The sequence below is a fragment of the Desulfuromonas acetexigens genome (genome assembly GCF_900111775.1).
Classification (GTDB): Bacteria; Desulfobacterota; Desulfuromonadia; order Desulfuromonadales; family Trichloromonadaceae; genus Trichloromonas; species Trichloromonas acetexigens.
This window is the reverse complement of sequence record NZ_FOJJ01000003.1, coordinates 58,294-76,517: the sequence shown is the minus strand read 5'-3', so window position 1 is coordinate 76,517 and position 18,224 is coordinate 58,294. Positions and strand designations below refer to the sequence as shown.

Annotated in this window: 17 protein-coding genes; 11 read left to right on the top strand and 6 right to left on the bottom strand. The window is 59.4% G+C overall.

The features are described from left to right. Positions 1–25 precede the first annotated feature (25 nt). The 5 genes from obgE to BQ4888_RS03760 form a co-directional block, all read right to left on the bottom strand. Positions 26–1,066 carry a GTPase ObgE gene (obgE, locus tag BQ4888_RS03780; RefSeq protein WP_092053876.1) on the bottom strand — a complete coding sequence of 347 codons (1,041 nt, stop codon included), beginning with the start codon at positions 1,064–1,066 and terminating at the stop codon, positions 26–28. Positions 1,067–1,170: 104 nt separating this feature from the next. Next, positions 1,171–1,428, bottom strand: coding sequence for a 50S ribosomal protein L27 (gene rpmA / locus BQ4888_RS03775; protein ID WP_092053874.1), 258 nt, complete (start codon positions 1,426–1,428; stop codon positions 1,171–1,173). Between the two features lie 12 nt (positions 1,429–1,440). After that, positions 1,441–1,749: a 50S ribosomal protein L21 gene (rplU, locus tag BQ4888_RS03770; protein WP_092053871.1), complete on the bottom strand. Its 309-nt coding sequence runs from the start codon at positions 1,747–1,749 to the stop codon at positions 1,441–1,443. A gap of 84 nt (positions 1,750–1,833) precedes the next feature. Beyond that, positions 1,834–3,348, bottom strand: a complete 1,515-nt coding sequence (locus BQ4888_RS03765) for an Rne/Rng family ribonuclease (protein ID WP_092053869.1) — start codon at positions 3,346–3,348, stop codon at positions 1,834–1,836. 45 nt (positions 3,349–3,393) lie between these two features. Then, positions 3,394–5,946 carry a TIGR03960 family B12-binding radical SAM protein gene (locus BQ4888_RS03760; protein WP_092053866.1) on the bottom strand — a complete coding sequence of 851 codons (2,553 nt, stop codon included), beginning with the start codon at positions 5,944–5,946 and terminating at the stop codon, positions 3,394–3,396. A gap of 163 nt (positions 5,947–6,109) precedes the next feature. On the opposite strand from BQ4888_RS03760, the gene BQ4888_RS03755 reads away from it, so the two are divergent. Together BQ4888_RS03755 and BQ4888_RS03750 are read left to right on the top strand one after the other, a co-directional pair. Continuing rightward, complete coding sequence (locus tag BQ4888_RS03755) at positions 6,110–6,832, top strand: PHP domain-containing protein (RefSeq protein WP_092053864.1); 723 nt, start codon at positions 6,110–6,112, stop codon at positions 6,830–6,832. A 98-nt stretch (positions 6,833–6,930) separates the two neighbouring features. Further along, the gene (locus tag BQ4888_RS03750; RefSeq protein ID WP_092053862.1) at positions 6,931–7,554 is read left to right on the top strand and encodes a carbonic anhydrase; all 624 of its coding nucleotides are present in this window, start codon (positions 6,931–6,933) and stop codon (positions 7,552–7,554) included. 6 nt (positions 7,555–7,560) lie between these two features. Here BQ4888_RS03750 and BQ4888_RS03745 read toward each other — a convergent pair whose 3' ends face one another. Next, positions 7,561–7,851, bottom strand: a complete 291-nt coding sequence (locus tag BQ4888_RS03745; protein WP_092053860.1) for a J domain-containing protein — start codon at positions 7,849–7,851, stop codon at positions 7,561–7,563. 192 nt (positions 7,852–8,043) lie between these two features. On the opposite strand from BQ4888_RS03745, the gene BQ4888_RS03740 reads away from it, so the two are divergent. The 9 genes from BQ4888_RS03740 to BQ4888_RS03700 all read left to right on the top strand — a co-directional run bounded on the left by BQ4888_RS03740 (position 8,044) and on the right by BQ4888_RS03700 (position 18,092). Beyond that, positions 8,044–8,223: a hypothetical protein gene (locus tag BQ4888_RS03740; protein ID WP_092053857.1), complete on the top strand. Its 180-nt coding sequence runs from the start codon at positions 8,044–8,046 to the stop codon at positions 8,221–8,223. Positions 8,224–8,433: 210 nt separating this feature from the next. Continuing rightward, a complete protein-coding gene (locus BQ4888_RS03735) occupies positions 8,434–9,498 on the top strand; it encodes a branched-chain amino acid aminotransferase (protein ID WP_092053855.1) in 1,065 nt (354 codons plus the stop codon). Positions 9,499–9,875: 377 nt separating this feature from the next. After that, positions 9,876–10,982 carry a class II glutamine amidotransferase gene (locus BQ4888_RS03730; protein WP_092053853.1) on the top strand — a complete coding sequence of 369 codons (1,107 nt, stop codon included), beginning with the start codon at positions 9,876–9,878 and terminating at the stop codon, positions 10,980–10,982. Then, on the top strand, positions 10,970–12,613 hold the full coding sequence (locus BQ4888_RS03725) for a glutamate synthase-related protein (protein WP_092053850.1): 1,644 nt from the start codon (positions 10,970–10,972) through the stop codon (positions 12,611–12,613). Before BQ4888_RS03730 ends, BQ4888_RS03725 begins: the two co-directional genes overlap by 13 nt. Before the next feature lie 109 nt (positions 12,614–12,722). Next, positions 12,723–15,035 (top strand): FAD-dependent oxidoreductase, encoded by a 2,313-nt coding sequence (locus tag BQ4888_RS03720; RefSeq protein ID WP_092053848.1) that lies wholly within the window; start codon positions 12,723–12,725, stop codon positions 15,033–15,035. Between the two features lie 260 nt (positions 15,036–15,295). Beyond that, on the top strand, positions 15,296–16,192 hold the full coding sequence (locus tag BQ4888_RS17290) for a hypothetical protein (RefSeq protein ID WP_140396588.1): 897 nt from the start codon (positions 15,296–15,298) through the stop codon (positions 16,190–16,192). Between the two features lie 91 nt (positions 16,193–16,283). Beyond that, on the top strand, positions 16,284–17,366 hold the full coding sequence (locus BQ4888_RS03710; protein WP_092053844.1) for a PIN domain-containing protein: 1,083 nt from the start codon (positions 16,284–16,286) through the stop codon (positions 17,364–17,366). A gap of 154 nt (positions 17,367–17,520) precedes the next feature. Beyond that, entirely contained in the window at positions 17,521–17,790 is a 270-nt protein-coding gene (locus BQ4888_RS03705; RefSeq protein WP_092053842.1) for a type II toxin-antitoxin system Phd/YefM family antitoxin, read from the top strand. Positions 17,791–17,792: 2 nt separating this feature from the next. Continuing rightward, complete coding sequence (locus BQ4888_RS03700; RefSeq protein ID WP_092053839.1) at positions 17,793–18,092, top strand: type II toxin-antitoxin system RelE/ParE family toxin; 300 nt, start codon at positions 17,793–17,795, stop codon at positions 18,090–18,092. Positions 18,093–18,224 lie beyond the last annotated feature (132 nt).

Below are 18,224 nucleotides of genomic sequence, written 5' to 3'. Positions count from 1 at the left end.
TCTTACCTTTCCGGCGAAAGAGCTGTCAAGGCAGCTCCGGCGGATCCTCCGGCGCCCCTTCCCGGCGCAGGCGCTCCAGCTCCAGGCCGACGGCCTCGACCAGCGCCCGGGTGCCGTCGCCGGTGGCGGCGGAGAGGGGGAAAACCCGGTAGCCTTTCGCTTCAAAGTAGGGGACCAGTTCGCTCAGGCGTTCGCGGACCTCGGTGATGTCCTGCTTGGTCAGCACCACGAACTGCTGCTTGGCGAGGAGTTCGGGATCGTGCCGCTCCAGCTCGCGGTTGATAATTTCGAAATTTTCGATGGGATCCCCTTCCTGCATGGAAGAGGCGTCGACCAGGTGCAGAAAGAGATTGGTCCGCTCCACATGGCGCAGGAAGCGAGTGCCGAGGCCGTGCCCTTCGCTGGCGCCCTGGATGAGGCCGGGGATATCGGCCATGACGAAGGATTTATAGCCGCCGTAGGCAACCACGCCGAGGTTGGGGATCAACGTGGTGAAGGGATAGTCGGCGATCTTCGGCCGCGCCGCCGAAACGGAGGAGATCAGGGTCGATTTGCCGGCGTTGGGCATGCCGACCAGACCGACATCGGCGAGCAGCTTGAGTTGCAGGCGCAGATTGCGCTCCTCCCCCGGCATTCCCGGTTGGGTGTGGCGCGGGGCGCGGTTGGTGCTGGTCATGAAGCGAGCGTTGCCGCGACCGCCCATGCCCCCCTTGAGCAGCAGCATTTGCTGATCTTTGGCGGTGAGGTCGGCGAGCAGTTCGCCGCTGTCGTCATCGTAGATCAGGGTACCGGGGGGGACGCTGATGAAGAGATCCTCGCCGCCTTTGCCGTGACGGTTCTTACCCATGCCGTGAGCGCCGCGCTCCGCTTTGTAATGGACCTTGTAGCGGAAGTCGAGGAGGGTCGACAGGCCGCTGTCGACGCAGAACCAGACGTTGCCGCCATTGCCGCCGTCGCCGCCGTCGGGACCACCCAGAGGGATGAACTTCTCGCGGCGGAAGGAGAGACAGCCGCGTCCGCCATCGCCGGACTTGACATGGATTTTGACTTCATCAACGAATTTCATGATCACTACTTGCCTGGCCGTAGCCGGTAATTAAGAAAAAAGCCCGAAGTTCTAAAAGACGAACCTCGGGCTTCGAGTTTTTCGGCGACTCCGCCGGCGGGCCGTTACTCAGCGGTGTAGACGCTGATTTTCTTGCGCAGCTTGTCCTTGCGCTCGAATTTGACCACGCCGTCGATCAGCGCGTACAAGGTGTAGTCCTTGCCGCAGCCGACGTTGTTGCCGGGATGAAAGGTGGTGCCGCGCTGGCGGACCAGAATCGACCCCGCGGTGACCTGCTGGCCACCGAACCGCTTCACACCCAGCCGTTGGCCGGCGCTGTCGCGGCCGTTCTTGGAGCTGCCGACGCCCTTTTTGTGTGCCATGGGTAAGCCTCCTTAAGCCTCGATGCCTGTGATCTTCAGGCGGGTGATCGGTTGACGGTGTCCATACATCTTGCGCTGGGTCTTCCGGCGCCGGGAGTGGAAGACGAGGACTTTCTTGTCCTTGCCCTGCTCCACGATGCGCGCGCTGACTTTCGCGCCAGGCAATAGAGGTGTCCCGATTTTAACCTCTTCTCCGCCGACCATGAGGACTTCGCTCAGCTCGATGGTGCTACCCACCTCACCTTCGATTTTCTCGACCTTCAGCAGGTCTCCTTCGGAAACTTTGTACTGTTTTCCTCCGGTCTTGATTACCGCGTACATGCAATTCACCTCGCTCTCGGTTTGTTGTCCTTTAAAGACGAAAAGGCACTATATTTGCCGGCTCCGCCTCTGTCAAGGGGAATCTTATTCCATGACGATTTCGAATTCTTCCAAGTGATAGCCGGGACGGGCGGTGATGCTGATCTGTTTGGCGAAGAGTTGCTCCAGTTCCTCGATGCCGGCGCGTTCTTCATCGTAAAGGAGCGCGGCGATGTCCGGATGGACCAGCAGGCTCAGGCGGCTGCCGGGCAGCCCGGGAATTTCCCGGCGCAGGTCGCGGAAAATTTCGTAAACGGTGGTGACCCGGCTCTTGACGTAGCCCTTCCCCTCGCAATAGGGGCAGGGCTCGCAGAGGGTGCGGCCGATGCTTTCCCGTACCCGCTTGCGGGTCATCTCCACTAGGCCCAACTCGGAAATCTTGAGGATGTTGGTCTTGGCCTTGTCGTTTTTCAGCGCTTCCTCCAGGGCCGAGTGGACCTTTTCCCGGTGGACTTCCTTTTCCATGTCGATAAAGTCGATGATGATCAGACCGCCGATGTTGCGCAGGCGCAGCTGAAAGGCGATCTCCTTGACCGCTTCGAGATTGGTCTTGAGGATGGTGTCTTCCAGGTTGTGCTTGCCGACGAAGCGTCCGGTGTTGACGTCGACGGCGGTCAGCGCCTCGGTCTGCTCGATGATGATGTGCCCGCCGCTCTTGAGCCAGACCTTGCGCCCCAGGGCGCGGGCAATCTCCACTTCCAGGCCGAAGGCGTCGAAGATCGGCTCGGTTTCATCGTAGAGCTCGATGACGTATTGCAACTTGGGCATGAAGGTGCCGAGAAAGCGGACGATCTTGTTGTATTCGACCTGCGAGTCGACGACGATGCGGCTGACGTCTTCGGTGAGGATGTCGCGCAGCACCTTACTTGTGACGTCGAGATCCGAGTGGATCAGGCAGGTGGCACGACGATCTTCCCGCCGCTGGGCGATTTCCTTCCAGAGCCCGACGAGAAACTGCATGTCGGCGCGCAGATCCTCTTCGCTCTTGCCTTCGGCGGCGGTGCGCACGATGAAGCCGGTGCCCAAGGGGCGGATTTCCTCGACGATGCGCCGCAGGCGGTCCTTCTCTTCTTCGTTTTCGATGCGCCGCGAGATGCCGATGTGATCGACGGTCGGCATGTAGACCAGGTGCCGCCCGGGGAGGGAGATGTGCGAGGTGATGCGGGCGCCCTTGGTGCCGAGGGGTTCCTTGGCGACCTGGACGAGGATTTCCTGCCCTTCCTGAAGCAGATCCTCGATCGGCGGCAGGGGCGGGCGTTCCGGCTTGCCGCCGTCGTCCTCGGGCTTGGCGTGGGAGCTGCCCCCCTCGATGAACTGCTCGACCGCCTCCATTTCGTCGAGTACGTCGGCGACATAGAGAAAGGCGGCCTTTTCCAGGCCGATGTCGACGAAGGCCGCCTGCATGCCCGGAAGCACGCGGATGACCTTGCCGAGGTAGATGTTGCCCACGATCCCCCGTTCCCGGGTGCGCTCGATGTAGAGTTCGGCGATGTGGCCGCTTTCCAGCAGGGCGACCCGGGTTTCGTGGGAGGTGGTGTTGATGACCAGTTCCTTGGCCATGGGACCTCCGTTTGTCTGAAGATGAATAGGAAAAGCTCGGTATTTCTATAGTGGTTCGCAGTGAAATTTTTCTTCGCTTCCGGCCCCCGCCGCGCCTTCAACGAGGCGCACGTCGGTCTTGCGGATGTCGAGCCGGCGCGCCTGATCGATCTCCAGGCCGAGCAGGTGCCCGGCGAGCAGGGTCGGGCTGCCTTTGGCCAGGGTCAGGATCAGTTCACCCTGCCGCCGCTTGAGCTCCACCACGCCCGGCCGCAGGTCGACTTCGACCCTTCGGCCGTCCCCTTTGTCACGCAGCGCGGGCACATGCTCGGCGGCAAGAAAGGCGGCGAGGCGGTCGTCCAGATCGGCCGGCGGCTGTGACGGCAGACGCACATGATAGACGGAGGCGGCGATGCTGGTGGCCGGCGCCGGGGTGCGCCAGTCGACCAGGGCGCCCGCGAGAATCCGCAATCCTTCGGGAAGTTGGGCATCGAGGGCAAGGACCGCTTCCTCGGCCTCGACCGGACGATAGAGTTCCAGGTCGATGATCTCGGCATCGCTCGCCACCCCGGTAGGCAGGGCGTCGGGGAAGGAAATGCGCGGCGCCGGATGAAAGCCCTGGGAAAAGCGCAGGGGGAGTCCGGCCCGGCGCACCGCCCGCTGCACGACGTTCATGAATTCGAGATGGGAGATCATCCGTGCCCGGCCGTCCTTGGCGAGGCGCAACCGCAGCCGGTAGCGTCCTTCCTGGTCGGGGGTGAACTGTTCCCGGGCCGGTGGGCGCGGCGGCATGTGGACATCGTCGATCAGACGCATGCGTAAGGTTTCAAAGTCGCAGATGCCGCAGCCGTGGCACTTGCCCCCCCGGCAGTCGGGGGTGGGGTCGCCCCCCCGCGAGCGGCGACGCTCGGCGGCGAAGAAGCTCTTGGGGATGCCGCAGTCGATGTGCTCCCAGGGGAGGATTTCATCTTCCATTCGCTCACGCAGATACCAGGTCGGCTCGATGGCGCAGGCGGCAAAGGCCTCCTCCCAGGCGTCGAAGCGGAAGTGCTCGTGCCAGCCGTCGAAACCGCAGCCGCGATCCACGGCCTGTTCCAGCACCGCGCCGAGACGGCGGTCCCCCCGGGCGAAGACCCCCTCCATGAAGGAGAGGCGGGCGTCGTGCCATTTCAGGCGTAATTTCTTCTGGCGCAGGCCGTCGCGCAGTCGTTGCTGACGGCGCAGGGTTTCGTCGATGCCAAGCTGCGCTTCCCACTGGAAAGGGGTGTGCGCCTTGGGGACGAAGGTCGAGACCGCGACATTGACGTCGGCGCCGCCGGGCGTGCCCTTGCCGGTGCGCTTGACCTGGCCCGCCAGATCGACGATGGCGTCGAGGTCGGCATCCGTTTCCGTCGGCAGGCCCATCATGAAATAGAGCTTGATGATGCGCCAGCCGAGGGCGAAAGCGCTGCGGGTGGTATCGAGCAGATCCGCTTCGGTGATCCCCTTGTTGATGCTTTGCCGCAGGCGTTCGCTCCCTGCCTCCGGGGCGAGGGTGAAGCCGGTCTTGCGCACCTTCTTGATCTCCTCCATCAATCCTTCGGTGAGGGAGCCGACGCGCAGGCTGGGGAAGGAGATCGCCACCTTGTCATCCGCATGGCGGGTCATCAGCTCTTTAAGCAGCGGCTCGATGCAGGTGAAGTCGCCGGTGGAAAGGGAGAGGAGGGAGACTTCCTCGTAGCCCGAATGGGCCAGGGAGTCCTCGATGATCGAGACGATGCGCCCCGGACTTCGTTCCCGCACCGGCCGGTAGATGTAGCCGGCCTGGCAGAAGCGGCAGCCGCGGGTGCAGCCGCGGGCGATTTCCACCGCTACCCGGTCGTGCACGGTGTTCATGAAAGGGACGATGGGGCGGGTCGGATAGGGCGCGCCGTCGAGATCGGCGAGAAAGCGCCGGCGGACTTTAACGTAGCCCTCCCGTAGCGGACGGATGGCGGCGATGCGGCCGTCCGCCTGGTAGTCGACGGCGAAAAAAGAGGGGACGTAGACCCCTTCGATGGCTGCCAGGCGTTCAAGCAGGCGTTCTCGGGATTCCCCCGCCTGTTTCGCGGCCAGCACCGCCTGCGCCACTTCGACCAGAGCCTCTTCGGCGTCGCCGATGACCGCCGCGTCGATGAAGTCGGCCAGCGGCTCGGGATTGAAGGCGCAGGGGCCGCCGACCAGAATCAGCGGCATCTCCGCGCTTCGCGTCTCGCGGCGACGGGGGATGCCGGCTAGGTCGAGCATGGCCAGGACGTTGCTGTAGGAGAGTTCGTATTGCAGGGTGAAGCCGACGATGTCGCAGGTCGCCAGGGGACGGCCCGATTCCAGGGTCGTCAGGGGGCGGTTCGTGGTGCGCAGCTCTGTCGCCATGTCCGGCCAGGGGGCGTAGACCCGCTCGGCGGCGATGCCGTCCCGGGCGTTGAGCAGATGGTAGAGGATCGCCAGGCCGAGGTGGCTCATCCCCACTTCGTAGACGTCGGGGAAGGCCAGGGCGACGGTGAGTTCCACGGTCGCGGGGTCTTTGCGCAGGCTCCCCAGTTCACCGCCGAGATAGCGGGCGGGGCGGGTGATTTGCGGGGAGATGTCGGTGGTTTGCATGGCTGGCCTGTCGAATGCGAGGTTTAAGCAAGACTACAATAAATATCACGCCCCGCCCCGGCCGACAAGGCATTTGCGCGCATCTTCATCTTGGGAGACTGGTCATTTCCGACAAGCTGTGTTATGTATACGCCTTCTCACGACTCATCCGGGAGGCATTTTCATGGCGTATCCGCACCATCCCCAGGCCGATCTGCATGTCCATACCCTGGCTTCCGGTCATGCCTACAGCACCATCAACGAGATCGCCATGGAGGCGGCCCAGCGGGGGTTGCGCATGGTCGCCATGACCGATCATGGCCCGGCTCTGCCGGGAGGGCCCCATCCCTATCACTTTGCCGCTTTGCGCTTTATCCCCGAAATGTTGCACGGGGTGCGGGTGCTGCGCGGTATCGAGGCCAACATTCTCGGGGTCGGGCGGCTCGATCTCGACGAGCACCTGTTGGAGCGTCTCGATCTGGTGATGGCGGGGTTCCACGAGGACTGCGGTTTCGACGGACGGGGCGTGGCGGAAAACACCCGGGCGCTCCTGGCGGTGATGGAGAACCCCCGGGTCAAGGTCATCTCCCATCCCGGCAACCCCAATTTCCCCATCGACCATCGCGCGGTGGTGGAGGGGAGCGTCGCCACCGGCACCGCGCTGGAGATCAACAACTCCTCCTTCGTCATCAGCCGCAAGGGAAGTTGCGTCAACTGCCGGGAGATCATCCGCCTCTGCGCTGAGTTGGGAGCGCCGGTGACGATCGGCAGCGACGCCCATATCGCCCAGGGGGTCGGCGAATTCGAGGTGGCCCTGCGGGAACTGGAGTCCTTCGGCATTCGCTGGGAGCAGATCGTCAACCGCGAACTGGAGACGGCTCTTCAATTTCTCGGGCTGGCTCATTGAGCTGTCGGGATTCGAGGCTTGACAGCCTGCCCCGGCCCGGCTATTTTCCCGAAGAGAACGCCCAGTAAATCACTCTGGTTTCTTTTCCGGGAGGCGCGATGGAACGACTGTTCAACGGCTACATGAAATTTATGGCGGAAGATTTCGAGCGCCACCGCCAGCTCTTCCAGGATATCTGCCGTAAACAGAATCCGCACACGCTCTTTATCGGCTGCTCCGATTCGCGGGTGGTGCCCAATCTCATCACCCAGACCGATCCCGGTGAACTCTTCATCGTTCGCAATATCGCCAACATCGTCCCTCCCTACCGCCAGACCGAGGAGTACGTCGCCACCACCTCGGTCATCGAATATGCCGTCCTTGCCCTCGAAGTCGACACCATCGTCATCTGCGGTCATTCCAACTGCGGCGGTTGCGCCGCCCTCAATCTGCCGCCGGAACGGCTCGATCATTTGCCCCATGTGCGCAAGTGGCTGGAAGTGTCCCGGGAGGTCAAGGGCCGGGTCGATCGCTTGATGACCGGCGACTCTCCCGAGGAGCGCGAGTGGCTTACCGAGCAGGTCAACGTGCTGGTGCAGATGAAAAACCTGCTGACCTATCCCTATGTGGCCGAGCGCTATCGCCAGGGCAAGCTCAACATCCACGGCTGGCATTACATCATCGAGACCGGCGAAATCTACAACTTCAACGACGCCACCCAGCTCTTCGAGCTGATCAGCTGATTTTCGTCACTTCCCGCCCCACACCGGATCCTGGGCGAACTGCCGGCGCAGGCGCTCTTCCGGGTTCTGTTCGAGAAACTCTTCCTGCGTGAAGCAGAAACGGTAGTTGCCGCAATATTCGGTCAAAATCCGGTAGGCGGCGTTGATCTCCCGGATCCGCTCCGGGACGTGGTCGCTGTTCCGGTCCGGATGGTGGCTTTTGACCAGGACCCGGTGCCGGGCCTTGATCTCCTTCAGTCCGGCCCGTTCTCCCAGGCCGAACAGCTCCCGGGCCTTACGCAGTTCTTCATAGGTCATCCCGCTCTCCTTTTCTTGGCAACTCCCATTTTCTAGCACGGCTTATGTCCATTGGCCAGGGGGTCGCCCTCCGCATTTTTTGATATGAATAAAAAACGACCACTAAGGGTAAAAAATACCTTGACCGACATCGCGCCGGTGCTACCATCCAAAGTAATAATTCCCTTTTCCCTCTGGCGAAGGAGTCTGTCGATGGAAGATCTCTGGCGGGTTCACGAACAGGACTTTCGGCTGTCGAACCGTCTCACGGAGCGAGCCGAATACGAACGGCTGGTGCGGCGTTTTCATCAGGAAGAAGAGCGGGAAAACGCGAAAAACCTCCTTTACGGCGATGTCCACCTGACCCGCGAGGATGACCTCGGCGTCGATTGACGCCTCCTGGCGGAGACCGCCGGGAGGCGCCTTTAAATCCCTTGCCCGACCGTTGCGGTTGTGATAATAAACCAAACGTGATGGCGTCGCAAAAAATCTCGCCAACTGCCGCGTTGCTGCAATTGGCGTTTTTTCTTTGCCGGCCGACAGGATGCTTTTCGCGAAGCATCAAACTTAGGTTTGTTCAGTCATGACCGGAGGCGAGAACGCATGAATATCGATATCCAGCCCCTGACGGCGAAGAAGTCGCTCTTCGAGGATGAATCGAAGCTGGGCTTCGGCAATCTCTTTACCGACCGCATGTTTCTTATGGATTACGATGCCGGCGAGGGCTGGCATTCCCCGCGCATCGTTCCTTACGGTCCCCTGAGTCTCGACCCATCCTGTGCCGTCCTGCACTACGCCCAGGAGATCTTCGAGGGGCTCAAAGCCTTCCGCCGTCCGGACGGGAATATCGCTCTCTTTCGCCCCCGGGACAATTTCGAGCGTTTCAATCGCAGCGCGGCGCGCATGTGCATGCCCGAGCTCGATGTCGATTTCGTCCTCAAGGCGCTGAAGACGTTGATTCATCTGGAGTCGGACTGGGTGCCCAAGAGCCTCGGCACCAGCCTCTACATCCGGCCGACGATGATCGCTACCGATCCCTATCTGGGGGTGCATCCCTCCAGCAAATATCTCTTCTATATCATCCTCTCCCCGGTCGGCGCCTACTACAAGAACGGCTTCAGTCCGGTCAAGATCTATATCTCCGACGGCTATGTCCGCTCGGCCCCCGGCGGCACCGGCGAGGCCAAGACCGGCGGCAACTACGCCGCCAGCCTCAAAGCCTCGATGGAGGCGGCGGCCCTCGGTTTCGATCAGGTGCTCTGGCTCGATGCCGTCGAGCGCAAGTATGTCGAGGAAGTCGGCAGCATGAACATCTGCTTCCTTTATGACGGCAAGGTAGTGACCTCGCCACTGAAGGGGACCATCCTCGACGGCATCACCCGCCGCTCGATCCTTGCCCTGGTCAAGGAGCTTGGGCTTCAGGTCGAGGAGCGGGCGCTTTCCGTCGATGAAATTCTCGAAGGCGCCGGCAACGGCCGCCTCAAGGAAGCTTTTGGTACCGGCACGGCGGCGGTCGTTTCCCCCGTCGGCCAGTTCACCTACCGCGACCGCACCGTGACCCTCGGCGACGGCCGGATGGGGGAATTGACCGGAAGGCTCTACGACATGCTCACCGGCATTCAGTACGGCAAACTTCCCGACCAACACGGCTGGGTTGAAATGATCTGATCTCCGCTCTCCGCGGCAACAAAAAAGCCCTCTTCCACTCGGAAGGGGGCTTTTTTGTTGCCGAAATCGGGATGTCGGCGAACGGGGCGGAGAAGTTCTCGGCGACGGAGCGCGCGATTTATCAAGTAATAAAATACATTGAATGAGTAAATTGATTCAGGCCGTTAGTGGGCTTATTTCTCCTTTCGTGGGTTGTTTTCAACTCTTCCTATCAATAAATAATCTAATAATAACAGCCATTAAATGTTTCAGTGCGGTTTCTTCTGAAAAAATTTTAGATGATTGGATATTTTTTTGCATATGTTCACCGTGCGCCCGGTCGATGGCCAGATTGAGTTGTCGCCCCCGTCCTCTCGCCCGCACAGGAGACTTTGCCCATGTGTCGTATCGGAGCCATCAAAAGCCGTAACTACGTTCACCCCAGTCAGGCCCTGCTGCTCATGCAGTCGCAGCAGAAGGGGCACGACAATTCGGGTTTCGCCATGGTCATGCACGACCTCGGCGGTATTTTCGAGCCCTACAAACATCTGCCGACTCTCTCCCTGGCCTGCACCAACGAAGGGGTGCGGATCGCCGAGGACATGCTCCACGCCGCCGGTTTCCAGCGGGTGATGCAGTGGATGCCGGAGACCGATCCCCGACCCGGGCTCGATATCAACGCCATGCCCAACTACATCTTCCAGACCTACGACTACCCCAAGTTCTACAAAAAGGAAGATCGCCAGACCAAGGAAGACCTGCTCCTCGACATGCGCCTGAAGCTCCGTCGGGCGCTGGAACAGGACGACCAGGGCTACGTCTACTCCTTCTGGCCGGATGTCGTGACCCTCAAGGAGATCGGCGATCCCAAGGATATCGGCACCTATTTCAAGCTCTGGGAGCCCAACGACCGCTTCACCGCCCGGGTCATCACCGCCCAGTGCCGGCAGAATACCAATTACGACATCGTCCGCTACGCCGCCCATCCCTTCTTTTTGCAGGGCTACACCGCCCTGGCCAACGGCGAGAACACCTTTTATCTCAAGAATGTGGAGTTGCAGCGCAAGCTGCACCGGGGTTACATCGGTTTCGAGTCCGACTCCCAGTGTTTTCTCTACAGCCTGCATTACGTCCATCGCCACCTCGGCTGGCCGCTTTCTTACTACAAGCACGTCATCACGCCGCTCCCCTTCGAGGAGATCGACGGCCGCGAGGACCGGGATTCGCTTCTGGCCATCCGCCAGTCCCTGGCGCATCTGGAAATCAACGGGCCGAATACCATCATCGGTGTCTTGCCCGACAACACCCTCTTCACCTGCTGCGACACCAAGAAGCTGCGGCCGGTGGTGGTCGGCCGCGACGCCGACACCGTGGTGATTTCCTCGGAGGTTTGCGGCATCAACGAAATCCTGCCGGAGCGGAACTGGGAGAAGGATATCTACCCCCACGAGCGGGAAACGGTGGTGATCGATAATCAGCTGGAGGTGCACAGATGGAGACAGTAAAAGTTCAGGATATCACCGCCAACGACCTGCCCTGGGTCATTCGCTACGACGCCTCCCGCTGCACCCTCTGCGGCTCCTGCGTCGCGGCCTGCTCCTTCCGGGCGATCGAGCCCAAGGTCGAGCGTCGGCGCATGGTCTTTTCCGAGGGGGATCTGCCCGAGCCGAAGCAGCGTTTCTCGGCGGTGCCGGTGATCCGCCAGGTGCGCAATCTCACCCAGTATTGCCGGGGTTGCGGCATCTGTACCAAGGTCTGCCCCAACGACGCCATCGCGCCGGCGCGTAACCCCGACACCCGCCACCCCATCGTCACCCGCTGCGTGGCCGGGGATTCCGTCAAACGCGGCGGGCGCAAGAACCTTGAAGCTGGGACCCGCACCCTGGATAAGTTGCGGGTCGGGCGCATCTCCCAGATGACCGACCCGAGCCTCGACGCCCAGCGCCATACTTTTGATCTGCTCGCCCCCTTCGGCCGCATCATGCCGCCGGGCAAGCTCCCCTTCAAAATCGGCACCGACGGCAAACTGCAGCCGGATGGCCAGGCACCGCCGGTGCGCTGGATCTATCCGGTGGTCATCGGCGATATGTCCATCGGCGCCCTCTCCTGGCGCATGTGGGAAGCGGTCGCCATGGCCACCGCCTATCTCAACGAGGAATGCGGTCTGCCGGTGCGCATGTGCAGCGGCGAAGGGGGCATGCCGGGGCGCCTGCTCAAGTCGAAATATCTGAAATACATGATTCTGCAGATCGCCTCCGGCCATTTCGGCTGGAACCGCATCGTCAAGGCCATGCCGCACATGGTCGAGGATCCCGCCGGCATTCTCATCAAGATCGGCCAGGGGGCCAAGCCCGGCGACGGCGGCCTGCTCATGGCGCAGAAGGTCGCCGAGCACATCCAGGCCATTCGCGGCGTGCCCAAGGCCGACCTGCTCAGCCCGCCGAACCATCAGGGGCTCTACTCCATCGAGGAGAGCGTGCAGAAGATGTTCCTCTCCTTCAACGCCGCCTTCAAGTTCCGGGTGCCGGTGGCGATCAAGGTCGCGGCCTCGGCCACCAGCGTCAGCGTCTTCAACAACCTGGTGCGCGACCCCTACAACATCGTCGGCGGCTTCTTCCTCGACGGCATCGACGGCGGCACCGGCGCGGCGCATGAGGTCTCCCTCGACCACACCGGCCATCCCATCGTCTCCAAATTGCGCGACTGTTACCTGGCCGCCGTCAGCCAGGGGCGCCAGGGCCAGATCCCTCTGTGGGCGGCGGGCGGTCTCGGCCGCGCTGGCGATCTGGCGGCGGATGCCTTCAAGATGATCGCCCTCGGCGCCAACGGTGTCTTCACCGGCAAGCTGATTCTGCAGATGGCCGGCTGCATTGGCAACGAGATGGGGCGTTGCAATGCCTGCAACACCGGCCTCTGCCCGGTCGGCATCACCACTCAGGAGCCCCGGTTGGTCCATCGTCTCGACCCGGAAAAGGCGGCGCAGAACATCGTCAACTACTTTCTGGCCATGGATCAGGAACTGCGGAAGCTGATGGCCCCCATCGGCAACTCGTCGTTGCCCGTCGGACGCGCCGACGCCCTGGTCGCCACCGACCGGGGCGTAGCGGAGCGGTTGCAGATCCAGTACGTTTGTTAGAAAGGCAGGATAAAGGCTAAAGGACAAAGGTTAAAGGCGAGTAAAAATCGATCTTGCCCTTCCTTTTTCCTTTCACCTTTTACCTTTTTCCTTCTTGGAGAATAAAGATATGGCAGCTCAAATCATCGGTTTTGACGATAAGAATCAGCGCATTTCCACCCAGGTGCTGCTGCAGCAAATCTATCATTCCCTGGAAGCGGGGGAGACGGAGTTCGAAGTTCTCTCCTCGGGGCATCACAACATCGGCGGGCCGTTGTGGACCGAGGACGGCTCGCCCCTCAAGTTCACCGTGAAGAACCCCGGCCAGCGGGTCGGCTCCTTCGGTCTCGACGGCACCGAGATCGTCGTCGAGGGCTCGGCCTGCGCCGACGCCGGCTGGCTCAACGCCGGCGCCACCCTGGTCATCAAGGGGGATGGCGGCGACACCACCGCCCACTGCGCCGCCGGCGGCAAGATCTACGTCGCCGGACGGGTCGGGGTGCGCAGCGGCGCGCTGATGAAGCACGACCCGGCCTACGAACCGCCCCAGTTCTGGGTGCTGAAAAACACCGGCTCCTTCTCCTTCGAGTTCATGGGCGGCGGCATCGCCGTGATCTGCGGTTATGGCCGGGAGTATCTCGATTCGGTCCTCGGCGACCGCAGCTGCGTCGGCATGGTCGGCGGCACCATCTATCTGCGCGGCCCCGTCTCCGGCTTGTCCGACGATGTCTGGTTGCTCGATCTCGATGAAGCCGACCGGAGCTTTCTGGCCGAGCAGATGCCGGTCTTTCTCGACAAGATCGAGCGTCCGGAGCTGCTCGAAAAGCTCACCCACTTTGCCCAATGGCGCAAGATCGTCGCCAAGACCCTGGAAGAGCGCAAGCATCACAGCCGCCCGACCATGCGCGAATTCCGCCGGGAGAAGTGGGTCGAGGGCGGGATTTTCGGCGATGTGGTGCGGGACGATTACGCGCAGGTCGCCGGACTGGTCAACAGTGGCGACGACCGGCTCAAGGTGCCCCACTGGCAGGACAAGCGCTACGCCGCCCCCTGTCAGGCGAGCTGCCCCTCGGCGATCCCCACCCAGGAGCGCATCAAGCTGCTGCGCCAGGGGAAGGTGAAGGAATCCCTCGAACTGGTGCTGAACTATTCCCCCTTTCCCGGGAGCGTCTGCGGCGAGGTCTGTCCCAATCTGTGCATGGATGCCTGCACCCGCCGCCAACTCGACCATCCGGTGGCGATGAAGGAACTCGGCCGGCTCTCCCTCGACGCCGCCGCGCCAACGGCCAAACCCGACAGCGGCAAGACCGTGGCGGTCATCGGCGGCGGTCCCGGCGGCCTGGCGGCGGCCTGGAAGCTGCGCCTCCTCGGCCATCGGGTCATCGTTTACGAGGCCGACAAGGAGGTTGGCGGCAAGCTGATGCAGGTCATCCCCGACGAGCGCCTGCCCCGCCAGGTTCTGCGCACCGAGATCGAGCGGATCAAGGCGATGGGGGTCGAGATCCATGTCGGCACTCTGGTTGACGCGCCCTTGTTCGAAAAGCTCCACGCCGAAAACGATGCCGTGGTCATTGCCAGCGGCGCCCACAACCCGGTGGTGATTCCTTTCCCCGGTCACGAGCGGATGCTCAAGGGGCTCGACTTTCTCAAGGCAGTCAACGCCGGACGCAAGCCCAAGGTCGGCGAACGGGTAGTGGTAATCGGCGCCGGCAACGCCGGTATGGATGTCTGCCTCGGCGCCTACGCCATGGACGCCAAGCAGGTGACGGCCATCGACGTGCAGCGCCCGGCCGCCTATCCCAACGAGATCGAGCATGTCCAGGCCCTCGGCGGGAAAATTCTCTGGCCCTTCTTCACCGAGAAGATCACCGATAAGGGCGTCCTCGGCAAGGATGGCCGCCTGCTCGAAGCGGATACGGTCATTATCGCCATCGGCGAGCGCCCCGACCTTTCTTTCGTTCCCCGCGAGTGGCTCAGCGACAAGGGGATGATGGCGGTCGACGGCTGCGGGCAGGCGGTCAAGGCCCCCGGTGTCTTCGCCATCGGCGACACCATCCAACCCGGCCTGCTCACCCACGCCATCGGCAACGGCACCGAAGCGGCCGAATCCATCGACACCTTCCTCGCCGGCGGCGAACTGGCGGCGAAAAAGAAGCCGGAGATGATCCCGCAGAGCTGCCTCTCCAAAGAGCTCTTCCGTCCGCGCAACCGCGGCCGCTTTTGCGTCACCGACGCCATGGACGAAACCAACCGCTGTCTCTCCTGCGGCACCTGCCGCGACTGTTCCATGTGCCTTGAAGCCTGTCCCGAAGGGGCGATCCGCCGGATCGAGATGGCCGACGGCGGCTACGAATACGTCTCCGACGACCACCTCTGCATCGGCTGCGGCCTCTGCGCCGGCATCTGCCCCTGCGGCATTTGGGCGATGGAGTTGATGGTGTAACGGCGATTGCCGCAAATCCGATGAAACGGCGAAGGCCACCCGAAGTTGGGTGGCCTTTGCCGTTTCTTCGGACGTTTGCGAAAGTTGGATGCAGGTTAGGCGATTCTTTTCCGGCGTTGACTCGCCTTGTCGATCGATATACCCTTTCGGCACAGTCGCCGGTCCTTGCGGGTGAAGTGTTCCATTGGGGGAGATCGACGGTTCACGCGCACGCGCGTGAACCGGTCAATAACGAGTTGAACAAATGAGGAATTAACAGGATGCCAACCCCTTTTGAAAAGAAAGAATTTCAGCAGGCCTTGAATTGGGCCAAAAGAGCAAGGGCTGGGGAACTCGAACCAGTACCATGCGTAAGTGGGTGGATGGACGTATGCGGCTATGGGTCTCAATTAGAAAAATGCTCTTGGGACCTTAAAGTTCTGCAGAAATCAGGGACAATCAACTTGCTAAGTGAAGTCTACCGATGTGTAGGCCACCCATTTTGGATCGGTGTTAAACCGGATCCATATGAAAACGTGCTTATAATCAATGATGGAGTGGCTAGAACTGTAGATTTAGCGACACCAAAGTATATAAACATCATTCAAGCTGTGTTTTATGTCAGAGATTTAATCCTTGGACATTTAACTCTACTTCGAGTCACTTCATCACACGGACTTGGAATAAGGACTGTTCTTGCAGGTGGAGAGAGAATTCAATATTCTCCGACTTACTTTACAGGCAATTCAATACTGTCGCATGGAGAAACAACGAGTGAGTTTGGTAAAAAACTTTTGGAACAAAACTTTCTATATAACCCAGCTGAATTCCAGATGAATACTGCATTCGCTAAAGCATACACTATTGATGCAAAAGGAAGTAAATCAGGATTCTCAGTGAACAAGTTGTATATAGAGGAAGCTTTTTTTCAACGTCTAGAAATAGTGATTGGGCTAGAAATAAAAAAGAATGAAAAATCTTTACTTTTTAAATCCAATGGTAATCCAGCTATAGAATTGTATTTTGATGAAATTATTCCTTTTAAAGAAAAAGGCCTTCAGACAAATGTCTTGAGAATTAATAAGATGAGAGTTGATGAAAAATTTGAAAGCGAAGAGACCGTTATTGATTTAGATAACTGGGAGCTGGAGGAGGAGTCGGATGAGGTGCTGTCATAACTGGAGAGAAACAATGTCCAACTAGCGCCAAGACCGGCCCAAAAACCGCCGGTCAGGCTTCTGGCGTTATGCGACAAATAAGGTATTCAAGATGACCGGATTTGAGACAATAAACGTTTTTATCGACACTTCAATTTTCATCAAAATGAATTTTTTCTATGGTCATCCAGCATTTGTCGCTCTAAGAGAGTCGGTGAATCAAGGCAGAATCCGTATTTTATTGACGGACGTGACTATAGAAGAAGTAAAAGCAAATATCAGAGAAGAAACAACAGCTGCTATACAGGCGATAAAGAAATCGCGTAATCAAGCGAAAATTTTTAAAAATTTAGGAGATACTTATTCGCCTGTATTTAAAGACCCCAATTTTGAATCAATCACCGAGGAAATTATAAAACAATTTGAAGCATTCTCAGCTGAAGTTGGGGCCGTCGTTGTGCCAGTCGACAGAGCAATTACAAAGGAAGTATTCACCCTTTATTTTAATTCCGCATTGCCATTTAGAGAAGGGAAAAAGAAATCAGAATTTCCTGATGCTTTTGTTCTTTCTGCATTAAATGATTGGGCCGACGAAGAGGGGCAACAATTATATGTTGTCAGTAATGATAAGGATATGAAGGGTATTGAAGACAGCTTCAAGAACCTTATAGCGAAAGGATCATTAGAGCAGTGCTTAAATGACGTTACTTTTTATTTTGAAAAACTAGCACCATTGGCCGAAGAGCTATTGCATAAAAACGAAAGAGAAATACTGGAACGAATCAAGGAAGACTTTGGGCTACTAGGATTTGTTTTAGATGATCAAGATGGCGAAGTTTATGACGTAACTGTAGATAGTGTCGGTGAGCTATCAGTTTCTTTACTTGCACTGACTCCACCTTCTGAAGGCCAAACAGGAAAGGCGCATGTTGAAATAACTACTACTGTAGATTATGCGGCAGACGTTGAATATGACAATCTAGACACTGCATCTTATGACAGTGAAGACAAGGTGTTAATCCCATGGGAAAAGGTATCTAAAACTGTGGAAGATTCAGAAATAGTGCAGGTAGACTTGACTTTTACCTTTGAAATTGAAGATCCGCATGATTTTGAAATTGATGAGTTCAGGATACAAACGCCTACTGACGTCTATGTTTCTGCTGACGAAGATGATGGATGGCCTCACAAGTAGGGGGAGTTCCGCGGACAGGATACATAATATGGCAGTTTAATCGAAAGCCTACGGCCACCTTTCGCGCGTGATAGGGCCGGAACCGGACGTGGAAGTGTTCGCTTGACGGGCCTCTTTACAGGTGCTATCAAGTGGTCATAAAGGAGGTGCGTTCATGGGCGTCAAGTTTTCGGAAGACATCGTCCCCCTGGCGGACATCAAGGTGAATCCCGGCAAAATCGTCCGGCGGACCCAGGAAAGTCATCGCCCTCTGCTCTTGACCAGTCGCGGGCGCGGCGTGGCGGTCATGCAGTCCCTGGAGGATTTCGAGGCGTCGGAGGAAGAAAAGACATTCCTGCGGGCGGTCGTCGAGGGGCTGAGCGACCTGGACAACCAGCGCCAAGTTGATTTGGCTACCGCCAAGCAGCGACTGGGGCTAAAATAGCCATGCCCCGGCCACTTACCGTCACCTTGGCCGAATCGGCGGTCACGGACCTGGAAGGGCTCCGCGACTATTATCGGGAACAGCAGGTGCCGGAAGTCGGGGAACGCTTTGTGCGCGAAATCATCGCCTTGATCGAAAAGTTGCCAGCCCATCCCGAGCGCGGCAGGGTCGTCCCGGAATTCGGTCAGCCCTGGTTGCGGGAACTGATTCATCCCCCTTTTCGGATTGTCTACCGCCGCGACGCCGAACGCCTGAGCATCGTCCGGGTTTGGCGCAGCGAACGATTGCTGCGCCTGCCGTAGGTCGGCTAGGTTGAACCCCCTTGTTCTCTTACCGATAACCCGAATCGCTAGCCACGGCCGCCTCTCACGGAGCGGCTTTTCGTGTTTTTGGGCAGGACGGGGCGCGATTCGGCCGGACGGCTTGCTCTTGGT

What these genes read in the sequence shown, in the direction of transcription:
- BQ4888_RS03725 (WP_092053850.1), top strand. Translation starts at nt 10,970, where the DNA reads ATGGAGACAGTAAAAGTTCAGGATATCACCGCCAACGACCTGCCCTGG.
- BQ4888_RS17290 (WP_140396588.1), top strand. Translation starts at nt 15,296, where the DNA reads ATGCCAACCCCTTTTGAAAAGAAAGAATTTCAGCAGGCCTTGAATTGG.
- rpmA (WP_092053874.1), bottom strand. Translation starts at nt 1,428, where the DNA reads ATGGCACACAAAAAGGGCGTCGGCAGCTCCAAGAACGGCCGCGACAGC.
- obgE (WP_092053876.1), bottom strand. Translation starts at nt 1,066, where the DNA reads ATGAAATTCGTTGATGAAGTCAAAATCCATGTCAAGTCCGGCGATGGC.
- rplU (WP_092053871.1), bottom strand. Translation starts at nt 1,749, where the DNA reads ATGTACGCGGTAATCAAGACCGGAGGAAAACAGTACAAAGTTTCCGAA.
- BQ4888_RS03760 (WP_092053866.1), bottom strand. Translation starts at nt 5,946, where the DNA reads ATGCAAACCACCGACATCTCCCCGCAAATCACCCGCCCCGCCCGCTAT.
- BQ4888_RS03745 (WP_092053860.1), bottom strand. Translation starts at nt 7,851, where the DNA reads ATGACCTATGAAGAACTGCGTAAGGCCCGGGAGCTGTTCGGCCTGGGA.
- BQ4888_RS03720 (WP_092053848.1), top strand. Translation starts at nt 12,723, where the DNA reads ATGGCAGCTCAAATCATCGGTTTTGACGATAAGAATCAGCGCATTTCC.
- BQ4888_RS03735 (WP_092053855.1), top strand. Translation starts at nt 8,434, where the DNA reads ATGAATATCGATATCCAGCCCCTGACGGCGAAGAAGTCGCTCTTCGAG.
- BQ4888_RS03755 (WP_092053864.1), top strand. Translation starts at nt 6,110, where the DNA reads ATGGCGTATCCGCACCATCCCCAGGCCGATCTGCATGTCCATACCCTG.
- BQ4888_RS03750 (WP_092053862.1), top strand. Translation starts at nt 6,931, where the DNA reads ATGGAACGACTGTTCAACGGCTACATGAAATTTATGGCGGAAGATTTC.
- BQ4888_RS03710 (WP_092053844.1), top strand. Translation starts at nt 16,284, where the DNA reads ATGACCGGATTTGAGACAATAAACGTTTTTATCGACACTTCAATTTTC.
- BQ4888_RS03765 (WP_092053869.1), bottom strand. Translation starts at nt 3,348, where the DNA reads ATGGCCAAGGAACTGGTCATCAACACCACCTCCCACGAAACCCGGGTC.
- BQ4888_RS03740 (WP_092053857.1), top strand. Translation starts at nt 8,044, where the DNA reads ATGGAAGATCTCTGGCGGGTTCACGAACAGGACTTTCGGCTGTCGAAC.
- BQ4888_RS03700 (WP_092053839.1), top strand. Translation starts at nt 17,793, where the DNA reads ATGCCCCGGCCACTTACCGTCACCTTGGCCGAATCGGCGGTCACGGAC.
- BQ4888_RS03730 (WP_092053853.1), top strand. Translation starts at nt 9,876, where the DNA reads ATGTGTCGTATCGGAGCCATCAAAAGCCGTAACTACGTTCACCCCAGT.
- BQ4888_RS03705 (WP_092053842.1), top strand. Translation starts at nt 17,521, where the DNA reads ATGGGCGTCAAGTTTTCGGAAGACATCGTCCCCCTGGCGGACATCAAG.